The organism is Nocardiopsis sp. JB363 (genome assembly GCF_900143625.1).
Lineage (GTDB): Bacteria > Actinomycetota > Actinomycetes > Streptosporangiales > Streptosporangiaceae > Nocardiopsis.
Genome location: NZ_FRFF01000135.1, coordinates 155910 through 172865, shown reverse-complemented (window position 1 = coordinate 172865; position 16956 = coordinate 155910). Strand labels below are relative to the sequence as shown.

At 69.9% G+C, this 16956-nt stretch carries 15 protein-coding genes; 9 read left to right on the top strand and 6 right to left on the bottom strand.

The window, feature by feature from the left end; translation table 11 throughout:
• Nucleotides 1–369 precede the first annotated feature (369 nt).
• The 6 genes from BQ8420_RS21650 (at nucleotide 370) to BQ8420_RS21625 (ending at nucleotide 8256) form a co-directional block, all read left to right on the top strand.
• Nucleotides 370–1944, top strand: coding sequence for a glycerophosphoryl diester phosphodiesterase membrane domain-containing protein (locus tag BQ8420_RS21650; RefSeq protein ID WP_087100981.1), 1575 nt, complete (start codon nucleotides 370–372; stop codon nucleotides 1942–1944).
• Nucleotides 1941–2588 (top strand): DUF4129 domain-containing protein, encoded by a 648-nt coding sequence (locus BQ8420_RS21645; protein ID WP_087100980.1) that lies wholly within the window; start codon nucleotides 1941–1943, stop codon nucleotides 2586–2588. The genes BQ8420_RS21650 and BQ8420_RS21645 overlap by 4 nt, the downstream gene beginning before the upstream one ends.
• Nucleotides 2585–3793, top strand: a complete 1209-nt coding sequence (locus BQ8420_RS21640) for a DUF4350 domain-containing protein (RefSeq protein WP_087100979.1) — start codon at nucleotides 2585–2587, stop codon at nucleotides 3791–3793. Before BQ8420_RS21645 ends, BQ8420_RS21640 begins: the two co-directional genes overlap by 4 nt.
• A gap of 90 nt (nucleotides 3794–3883) precedes the next feature.
• Nucleotides 3884–4867: a MoxR family ATPase gene (locus BQ8420_RS21635; protein ID WP_087100978.1), complete on the top strand. Its 984-nt coding sequence runs from the start codon at nucleotides 3884–3886 to the stop codon at nucleotides 4865–4867.
• Nucleotides 4867–6165, top strand: a complete 1299-nt coding sequence (locus BQ8420_RS21630; protein WP_087100977.1) for a DUF58 domain-containing protein — start codon at nucleotides 4867–4869, stop codon at nucleotides 6163–6165. The genes BQ8420_RS21635 and BQ8420_RS21630 overlap by 1 nt, the downstream gene beginning before the upstream one ends.
• 75 nt (nucleotides 6166–6240) lie before the next feature.
• Entirely contained in the window at nucleotides 6241–8256 is a 2016-nt protein-coding gene (locus BQ8420_RS21625; RefSeq protein WP_087101015.1) for a tetratricopeptide repeat protein, read from the top strand.
• On the opposite strand, the gene BQ8420_RS21620 is transcribed toward BQ8420_RS21625, so the two are convergent.
• Together BQ8420_RS21620 and BQ8420_RS21615 are read right to left on the bottom strand one after the other, a co-directional pair.
• A complete protein-coding gene (locus tag BQ8420_RS21620) occupies nucleotides 8237–8413 on the bottom strand; it encodes a DUF397 domain-containing protein (RefSeq protein ID WP_200816035.1) in 177 nt (58 codons plus the stop codon). The genes BQ8420_RS21625 and BQ8420_RS21620 overlap by 20 nt on opposite strands.
• A 30-nt stretch (nucleotides 8414–8443) precedes the next feature.
• On the bottom strand, nucleotides 8444–9439 hold the full coding sequence (locus tag BQ8420_RS21615; protein ID WP_087100975.1) for a stage II sporulation protein M: 996 nt from the start codon (nucleotides 9437–9439) through the stop codon (nucleotides 8444–8446).
• Nucleotides 9440–9557: 118 nt separating this feature from the next.
• Here BQ8420_RS21615 and BQ8420_RS21610 point away from each other — a divergent pair, with 118 nt between their 5' ends.
• Nucleotides 9558–10502 carry an RDD family protein gene (locus tag BQ8420_RS21610; RefSeq protein WP_087100974.1) on the top strand — a complete coding sequence of 315 codons (945 nt, stop codon included), beginning with the start codon at nucleotides 9558–9560 and terminating at the stop codon, nucleotides 10500–10502.
• A 1-nt stretch (nucleotide 10503) separates the two neighbouring features.
• Here the strand turns inward: BQ8420_RS21610 and ahcY (BQ8420_RS21605) are convergent, their stop codons facing one another.
• Both ahcY (BQ8420_RS21605) and ahcY (BQ8420_RS21600) read right to left on the bottom strand, forming a co-directional pair.
• Entirely contained in the window at nucleotides 10504–11766 is a 1263-nt protein-coding gene (gene ahcY / locus BQ8420_RS21605) for an adenosylhomocysteinase (protein WP_087100973.1), read from the bottom strand.
• Between the two features lie 13 nt (nucleotides 11767–11779).
• Entirely contained in the window at nucleotides 11780–13213 is a 1434-nt protein-coding gene (ahcY, locus tag BQ8420_RS21600) for an adenosylhomocysteinase (RefSeq protein WP_087100972.1), read from the bottom strand.
• Between the two features lie 130 nt (nucleotides 13214–13343).
• Here ahcY (BQ8420_RS21600) and BQ8420_RS21595 point away from each other — a divergent pair, with 130 nt between their 5' ends.
• Complete coding sequence (locus BQ8420_RS21595) at nucleotides 13344–13772, top strand: MerR family transcriptional regulator (RefSeq protein ID WP_087100971.1); 429 nt, start codon at nucleotides 13344–13346, stop codon at nucleotides 13770–13772.
• Nucleotides 13773–14032: 260 nt separating this feature from the next.
• Entirely contained in the window at nucleotides 14033–15121 is a 1089-nt protein-coding gene (locus tag BQ8420_RS21590) for a hypothetical protein (RefSeq protein WP_369825527.1), read from the top strand.
• Nucleotides 15122–15147: 26 nt separating this feature from the next.
• On the opposite strand, the gene BQ8420_RS21585 is transcribed toward BQ8420_RS21590, so the two are convergent.
• Entirely contained in the window at nucleotides 15148–16518 is a 1371-nt protein-coding gene (locus BQ8420_RS21585; protein WP_087100969.1) for a serine/threonine-protein kinase, read from the bottom strand.
• Between the two features lie 224 nt (nucleotides 16519–16742).
• The gene (locus tag BQ8420_RS21580; protein WP_087100968.1) at nucleotides 16743–16925 is read right to left on the bottom strand and encodes a Trm112 family protein; all 183 of its coding nucleotides are present in this window, start codon (nucleotides 16923–16925) and stop codon (nucleotides 16743–16745) included.
• Nucleotides 16926–16956 lie beyond the last annotated feature (31 nt).

Below are 16956 nucleotides of genomic sequence, written 5' to 3'. Positions count from 1 at the left end.
ACTCAAGCGGCGTCAGTGGTTCGGTCCCCATGCTCCCCGGTCAGGGGATTTCGGGAACCGCGTTTCATCTTCTCCAACCTTGCCGGCTCCGGGCACGGTGGGAAGTGCGGTCAACGGTGTTGGACCCTTTTTGGCGGTTTTCGGCCACCTGCGGCGTCGCCCCTGGCCAGGAAGACCTGGAAAGCTCCGAGACTTGGCCGGTTGGTAACAGAAAGCATACAAAAGGAATGAAGTGCGTCGGTTGTCATAGGACACACTCCGATACCACTGAAGAGCGGTGGAACCGGCCGGTAGGTTGGTTTCCGACAGATCAGGATGAGAGCGAATACGCTCGCGCAGAGTAACCGAACCTCACGGAGGGCGGAACGGATGAGCCAGGAGGACGGCCACCGGGACACGTCCGGGGAGACCCCGGACGGCACCGAGGAACAGCGGTCGCCCGGCTCCGGGACCCCCGGCGGGTCCGAGCACCCGACCCCGGGCCCCGCCGACCCGAGCCCCGCGGCCCCTTCCGGGTGGGCCGCCCCGGGCCAGGGGGCGACGCCTCCCCCGGAACGGACCGATGGCCCCGGCTTCGCACCCCCCGCTCAGCCCGGATACGGCGCACAACCCGGGCACGGACCACAGGGGTACGCACCCCCGGGATACGGAGCTCCGTCCTACGGTCAGGAGCAGTACGGTCCCGGGCAGTACGAGCAGGCCCAGTACGGACAGGCTCAGTACGGACAGGCCCAGTACGGTCCCGGGCAGTACGGACAGCCGGGTCACGGACAGCCCTACGGCGAACAGCCCTCCTACGCTCCCCCGCCCGGAAACGTCCCGCCAGGTTACGGACCTCCCCCCGGGTACCCGCCCGGTTACGGACCTCCCCCCGGCCACGGACCGCAGGGCGGCTACGGACACGGTCCCGTGCGACCCGACGCGCCCAAGCCCGGTGTGGTGGCGCTGCGGCCCATGAGCCTCGGCGACATCTTCAACGGGGCGTTCAGCTACGTCCGCAACAACCCGAAGACCACCATGGGGTTGGCCCTCGTCGTCATGGCGCTGGCGACCATCCTCAGCTCGATCGCCTCGACGCTCTTCCTGGACGACTACACCACGTTCCTGGACGAGATCATGGCCGATCCGGCGGCCGTCGACCCGAACTCACCGCTCTTCCCGTCCTCACCTCTGGTCATGGGTCTCATGTACCTCGGTGAGCTGATCGTCTACCTGGGCGCGGCGATCCTGCTCGGCCTCCTGGCCGCGGTCGCGGGCATGGCCGTCCTCGGCCACAAGCTCACCCCGAAGCAGGCGTGGGAGGCCGCCCGTGGTCGCATCGGCGCCATCCTCGGCCTCGCCCTGCTGAGGTTGGTCATCGGGTTCGTCATGGGCCTGGTGTTCTTCATCGCCCTGTTCGTCGCGATCCTCGTCGGCGTCATGGTCGGCTACGCCTCCGGCGGTGGGGCCGGTGTGGCCGTCGGCCTTCTGGTCGGTCTGCTCGGAGCGGTCGCGGTGGCCCTGCCCGCGCTCTGGATCTGGATCCGGCTGTACTTCGCCATGCCGATGGTCGTCCTGGAGCGGGTGGGCCCCTTCCAGGCCATGGCGCGTTCCTGGCAGCTCTCCCGGGGCAGCTGGTGGCGCACCCTGGGCTACTGGCTCCTGACCCTGCTCATCGTCATGGTGGTGCAGATGGTCCTGAGCACCCCCGTGAGCCTGATCACCGGCTTCATCGGCGCGACCTCCCCCGACGCGGCCTGGCCCATGATCCTCGCCGGCGCGGTCACCTACCTGCTCACCGTGCTGATCTACGCGGTCACCCAACCGTTCGTGGCCGGGGTGAACACCCTGCTCTACGTCGATCTGCGGATGCGCCGTGAGGGGCTCGACCTGAAGCTGCATCAGGCCGCCCAGCGGGGCGAGTCGAGCGGTCCCGAGATCTACCTGCCGGAGCCGCGCACGTGAGGCCCACGACGACCGCGCCCCTGGAGGTGACCCGGGACGAGGGCCGCCGTCGCGCCATCGAGGAACTCTCCGACCCCCTCTACGGCGAACACGAACCCTCGATCATCGACCGTTTCCTGGCCTGGGTGGAGGAGTGGTTGAGCTCTTTGCTCACGGCAGGCGAGGGGTTCCTGCCCGGCCAGGTGTGGGCCGCCCTGCTCCTGCTGGTCGTCGTGATCGCCGTGGTGGTGCTCATCGTGTACCTGCGTCCGACGCGCAACCGTCGTCTCGACGCCCTCGTCCATGAGGGGACGGTCCGGTCGGCGACCGACCACCGTGCCTCGGCCGACCGACACGAGACCGCCGGCGAGTTCGCCCAGGCGGTCACCGAACGGCTGCGCGCCATCAGCGTGGACCTGGAGGACCGGACCATCATCGCCCCCCGGGCCGGGCGCACCGCCACCGAGCTCGCCGACGAGGCCGCCGGCGTGCTGCCCGGCGAGGCCGAGGGGCTGCGCGAGGGCGCCCGCATCTTCAACGACGTGGTCTACGGCGACCGTGTCGCCACCCCCGAATCCGCCCGCACCCTGCGCGAACTGGACGTTCGGCTCAGCGCCGCCCGTCCGGTGGTCACCGGGGACGAGACCGCGGCGGAGGCACGATGACGTCGACCGCACCGACCACCCCCGCACCCTCCACTCGGGAACGGCCCCGACCCGGAGCCGAACACGACTCCGGCGGCGTCCGGCGACTGTGGCGTTCGGTACGCGTCCCCGTGGTCCTGTTCGCCGCGCTGCTCCTGGTGGGGGTCCTGCTGTCCCTGGGCGGTGAGCAGTTCCCCTCCGGCCGTCTGGAACCGGGCAACCCCGAGCCCAGCGGAGCGCGGGCCTTCTCCCGGCTCTTGGCCGAGGACGCCGACGTCACCGTGGCGCGGGACTCCGCGTCGGCGGCACAGGCCGTGGAACGCACGGGCGAGGACACCGTGCTCCTGGTCTTCCTCGACCACCGGATGCTGCCCGAGGAGCTGGACACCCTGTCCGAGCTGGGCACGGACACCGTGCTCGTACAGCCCTCCCTGCGCTCCCTGGAGGCGTTCGCTCCGGGCACCGACGTGACCGGTCGAGCCGACGACGAGGACTCGCTCGAACCGGAGTGCGCACTGCCCGCGGCCGCCGCCGCGGGATCCGCCGAAGTCGCCGGCGAGTTGTACTCCGCCGACGACGCTGTGGTCGCCCAGACCTGCTATCCGTCCGACGACGGGTCCGCACTGATCAGGGTGGACTCTCCGCACGGCGGCACCACCACCGTGGTCGGCACCGGCACCTTCCTGACCAACCGTGACCTGGACGCCGACGGCAACGCCGCGCTGGCGCTGAACCTGACGTCGGCGGAGCACGTCGTGTGGCTGCGCCCGGACGCTCCCCAGGAGGCCGGCGGCTCCGACATCCAGGACCTGCTCCCGGCCGGGCTGCTGTGGTCCGCGGTGCCACTCGCGCTGACGCTGCTGCTGCTCGCCCTCTGGCGGGGCCGGAGGTTGGGCGCCCTCGTCCACGAGTCGCTGCCCGTCGTGGTGCGCGCCTCGGAGACCACCGAGGGGCGGGCCGGGCTGTACCGATCGCGGAGCGCCCGGGACCGGGTGGCGGCCGCCCTGCGGACCGGTTTCCTGGAACGTTCGGTGCCCAAGTTGGGACTGAACACCGATTCCGGGTCTCAGGCCGTGGTGGCGACACTGGCCGCACGCACCGGCGACGACCCGCACCACCTGGGGCAACTGCTCTACCCGGGGCCGAACGACCCGTACGTGGCCGACGACGACGCCATGCTCGGGCTCAGTGAAGCGTTGGACGAACTCACCCGGAAACTACGGTGACCGGCCACGCCCCCAAGGACCCGGCCCGAAGGGTCGCGCGTTCCCCCCACAGACCAGAACCGACAAGGGATCGAGAGAGGTAGACGGCACGTGAGCGCGTTCACACCCGAGGCACTGCCCTCCGCCGACGAGGCGCGGGCGGCACTGACCGACCTGCGCCGTGAGGTGGCCAAGGCCGTCGTGGGCCAGGACGAGACGGTGACCGGTCTGGTCGTGGCACTGCTGTGCCGGGGCCATATCCTGTTGGAGGGTGTGCCCGGTGTCGCCAAGACACTGCTCGTGCGCACCGTCTCCGCCGCCCTGTCCCTGGACAACAAACGGGTCCAGTTCACCCCCGACCTGATGCCCGGCGACGTGACCGGGTCACTCGTCTATGACCAGCACACGGCGAAGTTCGAGTTCATGCGGGGCCCCGTCTTCACCAACCTGCTGCTGGCCGACGAGATCAACCGGACCCCTCCCAAGACCCAGGCCTCCCTGCTGGAGGCCATGGAGGAGCGACAGGTCACCGTGGGGGGCGATCCGGTAGCGCTGCCGGACCCGTTCATGGTCGCGGCCACCCAGAACCCCGTCGAGTACGAGGGCACCTACCCGCTGCCCGAGGCCCAGCTGGACCGGTTCCTGCTCAAGGTGACGATCCCGCTGCCCGAACGCAACGCGGAGATCGACATGCTGGGCAGGCACGCCGCCGGTTTCGACCCGAGCGACCTGGCCGCCGCCGGGGTGACCGCGGTCGCGGGCGCCGCCGAACTCCAGGCGGCCCGCAACGCCGTCGCACAGGTGCGCGTGGCCCCGGAGGTCCTCGGTTACGTCGTGGACCTGTGCCGGGCCACCCGCTTCTCGCCCTCCCTTCAGTTGGGCGCCTCCCCCCGTGGCGCCACCGCCCTGTTGCGCACCAGCCGGGCGTGGGCGTGGCTGTCCGGACGTGACTACGTGACCCCGGACGACGTCAAGGCCCTGGCCAAGGGCACCCTGCGGCACCGGATCGGACTGCGCCCGGAGGCCGAACTGGAGGGTGCCACCACGGACGGAATCCTGGACGGTGTGCTCGCCTCCGTCCCGGTACCGCGCTGATGGTGGTCACCGGCCGGGCCGTGCTCCTGGCGCTCCTCGCGACGGGCGCGGTGGCGATCTCCGGTCAGATCGGCGAGACCGTCACCTACGTCGCCGTGGGTCTGGTGGTGCTGCTCGTCGTGCTGGACGTGGCGCTGGCGACCTCCCCTCGACGGATGCGACTGACCCGGGAGGGCGAGACCTCGCTGCGCCTGGGCGACTCCGCGTCGGTGTCGGTACTGGTGGGCAACCCGACCAAGCGGCGCCTGCGCGGTTCGGTACGCGACGCCTGGCCGCCCAGTTCGCACAGTGCGCCCAAGGCACGGCCACTTCGTGTGGACGCCGGTGAACGACGTCGGATCACGACCACGCTCACCCCGACCCGCCGGGGTGACGCCCGTTCCGCCGGAGTCACCGTGCGCAGCGTCGGCCCGTTGGGGCTCGCCGGGCGTCAGGTCACCCTCCAGGCGCCGTGGACCGTGCGGACGCTGCCGCCGTTCCACAGCCGTAGGCACCTTCCGGGCAAGTTGTCCCGCCTGCGCGAGCTGGAGGGGCAGCACACCGCGATGGTGCGCGGTCAGGGCAGCGAGTTCGACTCACTGCGCGACTACGTGCCCGGCGACGACGTTCGCTCCATCGACTGGCGCGCCACGGCCCGGAACGACGGTGTGGTGGTGCGGACCTGGCGGCCCGAACGCGACCGGCGCATCCTCATCGTGCTGGACACCGGCCGCACCTCCGCCGGTCGGGTGGGCGACACCCCCAGGCTGGACCACGCCATGGACGCGGCCCTGCTGCTCACCGCGCTGGCGGGCAAGGCGGGCGACCGGGTGGACTTCATGGCCTACGACCGGGCCGTCCGAGCCCAGGTGAAGGCCTCCGGCAAGGGCAGCCAGGTGCGTCGGGTCGTGGAGGCCATGGCGCCGTTGGAGGCCGAGCTGGTGGAGTCGGACCCGGCGGGTCTGGTCAGCACGATTCTCTCCCAGGGCCGTAGCCGTCGGTTGGTGGTGTTGCTGACCGACCTCAACACGACCGCCCTCGAAGAGGGTCTGCTGCCGCGGCTGCCGCTGTTGTCCTCGCACCACCTGCTGCTGGTGGCGGGGGTCAAGGATCCGAAGGTGGAGGAGATGGCCGCCGAACGGGGCAGCGCCGCCGCCCTGTACCGGGCGGCCTCCGCCGAACGCACCGTGAGCGAGCGGCACCGGATCAGCGCGGAACTGCGCCGGATGGGCGCCGAGGTGGTCGACGCCGACCCCGAGCACATCGCACCGGCCCTGGCCGACGCCTACATCAACCTCAAGGCCCAGGGCAGGCTGTAGCACCCAGGTCGTCGAAGAGTCGTCGAAGGAGCCGCTCCCCTCACGGGAGCGGTTCCTTCGTGCACTATGGGGTTCATGGCCTCACCCCCCGACGCCCACAACTCCGCCCACGGCGCCGTCTACGGGCAACTGCTCCAGGTGCACGACATCCACGGTGACATCACCGTGAACCCGCCCCAGGCGCCCACGACCGTCGCGGACGTGTCCCTGGACCCTCCGCGCCCGGCCACCACCGTGCGAGGACGTGACGGGCTCCTGGAGACCCTCCGGAACGCGATGGTGCGCGGGGCGCCCGTGCCCCATGTTCTGACCGGGCCAGGAGGGTTCGGCAAGACCACCGTGGCGGCGGCGCTCGCCGAACACGCGCGCGCCGAGGGATGGACCGTGTTCTGGGTTCGCCCCGACGCGATCCTGCCGAGCATGCTGGAAATCGCCGTGGAGATGGGCGCCCCGCGCACCGAGGCCGATCAGGTGAAGGGCGCCCCTCGATCGGCTGCCCGCTGGGTCTGGCGACACCTCGACGCCGCTCCCCGTCCCTGGCTGCTGGTGCTCGACAACGCCGACCGACCCGAGCTGCTGGACCCGGAGAACCGCCCCGGCGAACAGCGGGGGTGGATGCGCTCCAGCCCCGGCGGATTCGTCCTGGTCACCAGCCGTGTGAACGACCCCGCGCTCTGGGCTCCGGCGAAGGTGCACCGAGTGGAGGTTCTGACCCACGAGGACGCGAGCCTGGCGCTGAGCGACCACGCCGGGGCCGAAGACGTACCCGGGGCCGAGGCCCTCGCCGAACGCTTGGGTGGTGTGCCGATCGCCCTGGCACTGGCCGGACGCATCCTGGCGACCCACGGACTGCTGTTCCCCGACGCCCGATCACTCCTGGAACGGTTGAAGGACGGTGTCACCGGGCTGGACAGACTCGCCTCACCGTTGGTCGCCGGAACGAACAGCGAGCGCGAGCTGCTCTCGGAGGTCTGGAGCCTGTCCCTGCGACTGATCGGTGAGCGTTTCCCCAAGGCCGAGCGGCTGCTCAAGTTCCTGGCCCTCCTGGGTCCCGAAGGCATGCGCGTGTCGGTGCGCAGACTTCCGATCTCCGCGCTTCGGGGCGGGGTCCTCGACGATCCCGCGTCCCCCTTGGACGAGGCGACCCTGGCCCGTTCGATCAACGCCTTGATCGTCCAAGGACTGGTCCGGTCGGACCATGGCAGAGGTGAGCCGGAGGTGCACCTGCACCCCCTCGTGGCGGAGACCGTACTGGAGGGGCTCACCCCGTCGGACGCACCGCTTCTCGACGAGGTCACCTCGCTCCTGCGTCGACAACACGGGCGCGATCCGTTCCAAGAGGCGACAGCCCACCTGAGTGTCCTTCAGCACCGCGTGCGAACGAGGTCCTCCCCGCCGACCGAGGACACGCGTGTTCAGGAGGCCGTAGAGATCGTGCATCTCCTCAATCTGGCGGGCGAACACGAGGAAGCCGAGTCGATGGGGCGAAGATTCGTGCGGAAGATGGAGCAAAGTCTCGGCCCCACCCACGCGGACACCCTCAAGACGCGGCACGGTATCGCCGAAGCCTGGCTCCAACAGGGAGAACTCGCCAACGCCGAAGCGGCCTACCGTGAACTCCTGGAAACCAACCTCGCAGTTCACGGCGCGGAGCACGACGCCACCTTGGACGTGCGTTTCATGCTCGCCCTCATCCCACTGCGCCGCGGTGAGTGGGAGGCGACCATCGCCGGGTTCCGTCCCCTGATCGAGTCGAGAACGCGCCGCTACGGCCCCGAGAACGATCGGGTCCTCCTCGCCCGTGAGAACGTGGCCTTCGCCCTCATGCACCTGGGAGAAGCACGCCGAGCCGAGGGCGAGTTCCTCGCCGTTCGAGAGATCCGACTGCGAACACTGGACGTCGGCCACCCCTTGGTCGCGATGTCCGACTACTACCTGGGGCGGGTGATGTCGATGGCCGGAGACGGAGACCGGGCACGGGAACACCTACGACGCTGCGTCGATGTGCGTGTGCGGACCTTGGGCGACGGCCATCCGGACACCGTGGACGCGCGCGAGTGGCTGGCGAGGGTCAACGAAGGGTCGAACTGACGAAGGCCCGCCATTCCACTCCATCGAAGACCAGAAGATCGTCCTCCGGCCGTCGGGAATCACGCACCAAGATCAGTGCCTCCGAATTCGCCGCTTCGAGGCAGCAGCTCACAGCCGCGCTGTAACTGCTTTTGAACCAACGGAGGGAATCGTTCATGGCTTCGATCCTGCCATCAACGGTGTTCGCCTAGCCGGCGACGGGGACGGCGGCCGGGGCGTTCTCGATGTCGCCGGTCTCGCCCGCTCGGTGGGCACGCTTGCCGACGGTGAACACGTACAGGAAGAACAGCGCCTCCGCGATCACACCGATGCCGATGGCGGCCCAGGTGTTGGTGATCCAACCGGTCACCAGGCCCTCGATGAGACCCGAGATGAACAGCACCACGACCAGCCCCAAGGCCACGCCGATGGCGGCTCGGGCCTCCTCTCCCAGGGCGCGCAACCGGGTCCGGTCGCCCGGGGAGATCAACGTCCACCCGATCTTGAGCCCCACGCCCCCGGCGACGAACACCGCCGTGAGCTCCAGCAGGCCGTGCGGGAGGAGCAGCGCGAAGAAGACATCGCCGCGACCGTGGGCGAACATCATGCCGCCGGCCATGCCCACGTTGACCGCGTTCATGAGCAGCACCCAGAGGGTCGGCAGACCGAAGGCCACTCCGAAGATGATCGCCTGTGCCGCCACCCAGGCGTTGTTGGTCCACACCTGCGCGGCGAACGACCCCGCCGGGTTCTCCGTGTAGTAGTTCGCGAACTCGTACTCGACGTAGCGGGCGATGGATTCGGGCGTACCGAGCGCCGCCAACACGTCCGGGTTGGCGGCGACCCACCACCCCGTGACGGTGGCGATCGCCAGGGTTCCGACGGTGACACCGATCCACCACCAGCGCAGTCGGTACAGCGTGGCCGGGAAGCTTCGGGTGAAGAACCCGCCGACGTCCGCCCACCCGGAGGAGTGCGCTCCGGTCACCGCCGACCGCGCCCGGGCCACCAGGGACGACAGTCGACCCGAGAGCGCCGGATCCTGACCGGAGGTGCGCACCACCGACAGGTGCGTGGAGACTCTCTGGTAGAGCTCGACGAGTTCGTCGATCTCCTCACCCGTGAGCGAACGGCGCTTGCGCACCAGTTCGTCCAGCCGATCCCACTCCTGCGCGTGCACCGCGGAGAACACGTCGATATCCACGCATTGGACACTACTGGATCGTGACGCGACCACCGTGCTCCCCCGCGACCAGGGTCGGCCCGGTCCGGGTAGTGTCGGTGGAACGGTTCCAGAACACCCGGCGAGGGAGCGTGTACAGGTGTCCTACCCCGGCGGCGATGCCCGCGGCGACGTCTACGGCGTGACGCCGTTGGTCACGGGGGACGCGGTGGTGTTGGAACTGCGCCCCGCGGGGTTCGCGACCCGCGTCGCCGCCCTCGCCATCGACGTCATCCTCCAGGTCGTCGCGCTGCTCGCGCTGGCCGTCGTGATGATGCAGATCGGTGCCTCCGTGAACCCGGCGGCGACCGCCGCGATCTCCCTGGGGCTCACGATCCTCATCCTGGTCGGTTACCCGACCGCGTTCGAGTCGCTCTCGCGCGGGCGTTCCCTGGGCAAAATGGCACTGGGCCTGCGGGTGGTCGGTACCGACGGATCACCGGAACGGTTCCGTCAGGCGCTGGCCCGCGCGCTCAGCGGGGTCGTGGAGTTCTGGATGACCTCGGGTGTGGTCGCTCTCATCACCTCGATGATCAACCGGGAGGGCCGCCGCGTCGGCGACTTCGTCGCGGGGACCATGGTGGTGGAGGAGCGTTCGACCTCCCGCAGGCAGCAGGAGATCCCGATGCCGCCGCAGTTGGCCGGGTGGGCGGCCCAGGCCGAACTGTCCGGGCTGTCCTCGGAGACCGCGGACGCCGCCCGTCAGTACGTGCTGCGCTACGGCGAGCTGGCCGAGCACACCCGGCACGAGATGGGCGCGCACTTGGCCGACTCGGTCGCCGCACAGGTCAGCCCGCCTCCTCCGCCCGGGACCACCCCTCCGCTCTTCCTCGCCGCGGTGTTGGCCGAACGTCGCCGCCGTAGCCTGCGCACGATGACCGGGACGGGCCCGAGCGCGGCCGGCCGGCAGCAGCCGGGCCCGCGGTACCCGGCTCCCCACTACCCCGCTCCGACGCACCCGGGCCCGCAGTGGTCCGGTGGCCCTGGTCGGGCGCCGGCACCCGACGGTCACACCCCGCCCCACAGCCCCGAACCACCACGGTGAGTCAGGGGCGCCAGGAGGTCAGGTAGGCCTCCTGTTCGGGCGTGAGGGTGTCGATTCCCACCCCCAGGGCCGCCAGTTCCAGCCGGGCGACCTCGTTGTCGATCTCCTCCGGCACCTCGACCACGCCCGGGGCGAGCTCTCGGTGCGCACCGGCCAACCACGCCGTGGTCAGGGCCTGTACCGCGAAGGACATGTCCATGACGGCGGCCGGGTGCCCCTCGGCGGCGCCGAGGTTGACCAGCCGCCCCTCGGACAGCAGCAGGATGCCCCGCCCGTCCTCGAACACGTACTCGTCGGCCTGCTCCCGTACTCCGTGGTTGACCCGCACGGCCAGCGATTCCAGGGCCGGCAGGTCGATCTCCAGGTCGAAGTGGCCCGAGTTGGCCAGGATCGCGCCGTCCCGCATCCGCGCCAGGTGCTCTCGGCGGATCACCTCCCGGTTTCCGGTGGCCGTGACGAACACGTCGCCGACGGGCGCGGCCGCGTCCATGGTGGCGACCGTGTAGCCCTGCATGACGGCGTCCAGGGCCTTGACCGGATCGACCTCGGTGACGACCACGTTCGAGCCCATGCCTCGGAAGCGTTCGGCGAGCCCACGGCCGCAGTAGCCGTACCCGGCCACGACGACGGTTCGACCGGCCAGCAGGGTGTTGGTGGCCCGCAGGATCCCATCGACGGTGGACTGCCCCGTGCCGTAGCGATTGTCGAACATCCGTTTGGTGCGGGTGTCGTTGACCGCCACCATGGGCAGCCGAAGCTCGCCGGCGGCGCTCATCCGACGTAGCCGGATCACGCCGGTGGTGGTCTGCTCACAGCCGCCCATCACCCCTTCGATCAGATCGGGGCGTTGGGCGTGGACCGTGTTCACCAGGTCGCAGCCGTCGTCCAGCAGCAGGTGCGGACGGGCCTCCAACACGGTGACCAGGTTGCGGTCATAGGCGACGGTGTCCATCCCGGCCCAGGCGTGCACTCCCACCCCGTACTCGGCGACCAGGGCGGCGGCGGTGTCGTCCTGGGTGGACAACGGGTTGGACGCGGCCAACCACACCTGGGCGCCGCCCGCCCGCAGGGCACGCAGCAGGTTGGCGGTCTCCGCGGTGACGTGCAGGCACGCCACCACTCGCAGCCCTTCGAGTGGGCGTTCGGTGGCGAACCGTTCGCGCACGCTGCGCAGTACGGGCATGGAACGTTCGGCCCAGGCCACGCGACGGACCCCGGCCTCCGAGAGGCCGAGGTCCGCGACCTCGTGTGAGGGCGCTGTCATCGGTGGAAGGCCATCAGTAGCGGTAGTGGTCCGGCTTGTACGGCCCGGCCACGTCCACGCCGATGTAGGCGGCCTGCTCCTTGGTGAGCTCGGTCAGCCTGACACCGAGCGCGTCCAGGTGGAGACGGGCGACCTTCTCGTCGAGGAACTTCGGCAGCGTGTAGACGCCGGTCGGGTACTCGTCGGTCTTGGTGAACAGCTCGATCTGCGCGATGACCTGGTTGGTGAAGCTGTTGGACATCACGAAGCTGGGGTGGCCGGTGGCGTTGCCCAGGTTGAGCAGGCGGCCCTCGGAGAGCACCAGGACGGACTTGCCGTCCTCGAAGGTCCATTCGTGGACCTGCGGCTTGATCTCCTTCTTCTTGATGCCCGGGATCTTCGCCAGGCCGGCCATGTCGATCTCGTTGTCGAAGTGGCCGACGTTGCCGACGATCGCCTGGTGCTTCATACGGGCGATCTGGTCGGCCATGATCACGTTGAAGTTGCCGGTGGTGGTGACGAAGATGTCACCGGTGTCCAGCACGTCCTCCAGGGTGGCGACCTGGAAACCGTCCATGGCGGCCTGGAGGGCGTTGATCGGGTCGATCTCGGTGACGATGACGCGAGCGCCCTGGCCGCGCAGCGCGTCGGCGGAGCCCTTGCCGACGTCGCCGTAGCCGCAGATCACGGCGACCTTGCCGCCGATGAGGACATCGGTGGCGCGCATGATGCCGTCCGGCAGCGAGTGACGGATGCCGTACTTGTTGTCGAACTTGCTCTTGGTGACGGAGTCGTTGACGTTGATCGCCGGGAAGGAGAGCGCGCCCTCACGCTGCATCTCGTACAGACGGAGCACACCGGTGGTGGTCTCCTCGGTGACGCCTTGGATCTCCTCGGCGAGCTTCGACCACTTGCCGTTGTCCTTCTTCAGGCTCTCGCCCAGAAGCTTGAGGACGACCGCGAACTCCTCGCTGTCGGCGGTGGAGGGGTCTGGCACGACACCGGTCTTCTCGAACTCGGCGCCCTTGTGGACGAGCATGGTGGCGTCGCCACCGTCGTCCAGGATCATGTTGGGGCCCTCGCCCGGCCAGGTGAGCGCCTGCTCGGTGCACCACCAGTACTCCTCCAGGGTCTCGCCCTTCCAAGCGAAGACCGGGACACCCTTGGGGTCGTCGACGGTGCCGTCGGGGCCGACGACGATCGCGGCGGCCGCGTGGTCCTGAGTGGAGAAGATGTTGCAGCTGACCCAGCGGACCTCGGCGCCCAGGGCGATGAGGGTCTCGATGAGGACGGCCGTCTGCACGGTCATGTGGAGCGAGCCCATGATGCGGGCGCCCTGGAGGGGTTTGCTGTCCCCGTACTCGGCGCGGGTGGCCATGAGTCCGGGCATCTCGTGCTCGGCGAGGCGGATCTCGTCGCGGCCGAACTCGGCCAGGGAGAGATCGGCGACCTTGAAGTCGAATGCCATGCGTTCCTCATTCATCAAGTCGTGGTGGCGACCTCGATTCTAGGGCCGCATCCCGACCCTGGTCACAAAGCTGACGCTCGACCGTCAGATTCTCCCCGTGCACAGGTGGGAGTGGGTTACAGTCGCGTGCATGGCCGCCCGCGACGATCTCTCCAGCGAACCCAGCGATCCCACCGATCCCGCCCCGGTGCCGATCTCGGCGGCCGCCGAACGCGTCGGGAGCACGGCCCGCATGCTCCGCTATCGAGAGGCTCTCGGGCTGCTCCCCCGCACCCAGGACCCGCCGACCGGGCGCGGCCACCGCCACCGCCGATTCACCGAGGAGGATCTGCGGACCATACGCGGCGGACTGGAGCTGGAGCGCGAGTTCGACATCCCTCCGGCCGCCCTCTCCTTCGCCCTGCGGGTCCTGGCCGAGCCCGAGGTGCTGGCGCGGGTACGGGCCCATGGTGAACGTCTGGGCCGACTGACTCCGGCACCCGCGCGTGCCCTGGACTTCGAGAAGGAGAAGGCGATGCGTCTGCTGCGCGTCCGCAGACCGCCCACGCCCGGTACCTAGAGTGCTTTCCGGGGCCTCCTCCGGCGCTTCGGCCCGTGTCCGGGTAACCCCCGTGGTTCTTCACCGATGAGGGCCTGGTTTCCACTGGGCCCCGCTCGTCCCAGGACGCTCTTGAAGCTCTCTGGTTGTCCCGGATCCACGGCCGTCACCGGACACCCAGACCAACCGTTCGGCATGTTTTGGCAAAGTGCCCACGGGCTACGTCAACACTCGTGGACAGCCAACTCGGCGCCCCCGTCCGGCAGGCACTTCCGGACCATGTGCGCGTAGATCTCACGGACGTCGACCGCCTACGGGCGCTCTGGGCCGAGCACCGCCGATGCCAGACCCTGGAGGCTCGGGCCGCGGCCCGACGCACGCTCACCCACGACCGGGTCCAGGCGTGGGGTGGCGAACCGGCCCTCGCGGATCTGCTGCTCATCGACCCGGTCGAAGTCCATCCCCCACTCACCGCGGCCCACATCGCCGCTCTCGCCGGCCGAGTCGGCGAGCCGTCCGCCGCCTCGGACGCACCCGAGGCGCCACTGTCCTCCGAGCACACCCGTGCCCTGGCCGAGGCCGCGATCGTGCCGGCTCACCCGGTGGTGCGCGCCGCCCACGTGTACGCGGAGTGCGCGCGGGTGCTGGACGAGCTGAACGGACCACCCCGGAACGTTTCGGAAGGTGCGCCCTACCGGATCCTGCCGTGGGTACTGGCCTCCCTGGTGCTCCAGCGCGCCGACCATCCACCGCTGCTCCCGGATCCGCGCGCCCCCGCTCCGCGAACGCGGGTCGGCCTGACAGAGGCCGAACACTTCGCGGAATTGGTCTCCCACTTCTCCCGGTTGGTCACCGAAGCGTTGCGCGCGGAGATCGGGTGGGGTCCGAGGGTGGAGCCGGTGCCGGCCGCTCCCGTGCCCCCGCTGAGCGCGGTCACCCGAAGAAGGGTTCTGAGTTACGTGCGTTCCCGCGGCGTCCCGGTCGAGCTCATCCTGCGAGCACTCGACCCGCGGGCCCGCGCCACCGTGACCTCCGGAGACGCCGGCTCCGACGCCGGGATCGCACCGCGAGCGCTGCTCACCCCGGGCGCCGCCCACTGGTGGGCCCGTCTGGACCTGGAGGTCGGTGAGGCGTTCCTGTCCCTGTACGTGGTGGTCCAGGACGTGGGCAGACCGCCCTCGGGTGTGCTGGCGGTGACCGCGAACGCGCGCCTGACCACGACCGACGGTGTACGGGAGGTCCTGGAGATGTCGGGCAGCGACAGCGTCACCGTGATGCCCAGCGACTGCGTCGACGATCGGTGGCCCCAGGTGCGCGACCTGGTGGACGAGGCGGTGTCGCGTTCGATGAACGAGCTCACCCGGTCCTGAGGGGGTGATCCGGCTCCGGGTGCCGGTCAGCCGCTGATCGCGAGGATCAGCACGAGCAGCAGCAGGATGACGATGGTGATGAGCACGAGCGGGATGACCCAACCCTGTTGCAGCACCGAATCCTTCTGTTGCTGCTGGTACCGGCCCCCGTAGGTCTGGTTGGGGTGGAGTCCGCCGGTCAGCATCGGGTTCACGCCGTGCTGTGGTGCCTGCGGCGGCATGGGTTGCCGCGGAGGCTGCGGGCCGAGCATCCCGGGGCGGGGGTTGGACATGCCCGGCTGCATGGCGTAGCCACCGTGCCTGGGATCCGAGCTCATGGGGTGCCCCGGCATCCCCGGCCGCGGGTCGGACACACCGGGGGTGCCCATGCCCGGAGTTCCCATGCCCGGGGTGGGGTTGGAGATCCCGGGGTTCTGGCCCGTTCGCGGGTCGGAGACCCCCGGCGGGTAGGCCATTGCGGGGTACGGTCCGGTCGGCGGGTACGGACCCGGCTGCGGCTGGACCGGGGGCAGGCGCGACCCGTTGAGCAGACCGGTCTGGGCGACCTGTTCACCCCGCTCGAACGCGTCGGAGGTGTCGGAGTCGTCGTCCTCGTGTCCGAGCAGCCGCATGAGGAGCTGTTGGGCGTTGGGGCGCTTGTCGGGGTTCTTGTCCAGGCACGACTCGACGATGCCGCGCAGCAGGTCGTCGATGCCGTCCAGGTCCGGCGGGGCGCTGACCACCCGGTGCACCACGGCGGGCACGGTGTCGGAACCGAAGGGGGCCCGTCCGGTGGAGGAGAACGCGATCACGCACCCCCACGCGAAGATGTCGCACTTGTCGGTGATCCCGCGCCCCTCGATCTGTTCGGGCGCCATGTAGGAGGGCGTGCCGATGATCGAGTTGGTCATGGTGGCGGTGCCGTCGTCGACCCGGGCGATACCGAAGTCGATGACCCGCGGCCCGTCCGGGCCCAGCAGCACGTTGCCGGGCTTGAAGTCGCGGTGGACGATGCCCGCCTTGTGGATGGCCACCAGCGCGGTCGCGGTGGACACGGCCAGCCGCTGGAGCGCCGCCCCACGTACCGCGCGCCCCTTGGCCACGGTCTCCTGGAGGTCCTTGCCCGGAACGAACTCGCTCACCACGTAGGGCGGATCGTGGTCGAGCCGGGCTTCGATGATCGCCGCGGTGCAGAAGGACGCGACCCGCTGAGCGGCCCGCACCTCCTTCTCGAACCGCTTGCGCAGGTCGGAGTCCTGCGACCACTGGTCGTTGAGGACCTTGACCGCGTACTCCTCGCCCTCGGTGTCCTCGACGAGGTAAACGACGCCCTGGCCGCCCTTTCCGAGCCGCCCTGTCACGCTGTAGTCACCGAACGAGGGGGGATCGCTCGGCAGTAGCGATTCGGGACCGGGCATCGGTGTCCTCCAGGGAGGTCGTCTTGTGCGGGGCGCGCAGGACCAGGGTACGGGCAGGGTACGCCGGTTACGCGTGCTGTGACCGGCGGGGCCCGAGGGGCCACCGTCCGACCGGCGTACCCCCTATGACTGCCCAAACGAGAAGAACGTTCCGTTTCGGCCCGTACCTTTTTCGCTCCTGTCGGGGGGTACCTCGTGCAGGACCCTGGGTGAGGGATCAGGATCTAGGGCTGAGAGACCTTGCGCGCCTCGTCGACCAGCAGGACCGGGATGCCGTCCCGGATCGGGTAGGCGAGGCCGCTCTCGTCGCAGACCAGCTCGTCGGTCTCGGGGTCGTGGCGCAGCGGTGCCTGGCTCTGCGGGCAGGCCAGGATCTCCAGCAGCCAGCCGTCGATCTTCGTGCTCATGGTTCTCGTTCCTCGTGTGCCGGCCTCGTGT

What these genes read in the sequence shown, in the direction of transcription:
- BQ8420_RS21650 (WP_087100981.1), top strand. Translation starts at nt 370, where the DNA reads ATGAGCCAGGAGGACGGCCACCGGGACACGTCCGGGGAGACCCCGGAC.
- BQ8420_RS21580 (WP_087100968.1), bottom strand. Translation starts at nt 16,925, where the DNA reads ATGAGCACGAAGATCGACGGCTGGCTGCTGGAGATCCTGGCCTGCCCG.
- ahcY (WP_087100972.1), bottom strand. Translation starts at nt 13,213, where the DNA reads ATGGCATTCGACTTCAAGGTCGCCGATCTCTCCCTGGCCGAGTTCGGC.
- ahcY (WP_087100973.1), bottom strand. Translation starts at nt 11,766, where the DNA reads ATGACAGCGCCCTCACACGAGGTCGCGGACCTCGGCCTCTCGGAGGCC.
- BQ8420_RS21620 (WP_200816035.1), bottom strand. Translation starts at nt 8,413, where the DNA reads ATGAACGATTCCCTCCGTTGGTTCAAAAGCAGTTACAGCGCGGCTGTG.
- BQ8420_RS21625 (WP_087101015.1), top strand. Translation starts at nt 6,241, where the DNA reads ATGGCCTCACCCCCCGACGCCCACAACTCCGCCCACGGCGCCGTCTAC.
- BQ8420_RS21630 (WP_087100977.1), top strand. Translation starts at nt 4,867, where the DNA reads ATGGTGGTCACCGGCCGGGCCGTGCTCCTGGCGCTCCTCGCGACGGGC.
- BQ8420_RS21640 (WP_087100979.1), top strand. Translation starts at nt 2,585, where the DNA reads ATGACGTCGACCGCACCGACCACCCCCGCACCCTCCACTCGGGAACGG.
- BQ8420_RS21585 (WP_087100969.1), bottom strand. Translation starts at nt 16,518, where the DNA reads ATGCCCGGTCCCGAATCGCTACTGCCGAGCGATCCCCCCTCGTTCGGT.
- BQ8420_RS21595 (WP_087100971.1), top strand. Translation starts at nt 13,344, where the DNA reads ATGGCCGCCCGCGACGATCTCTCCAGCGAACCCAGCGATCCCACCGAT.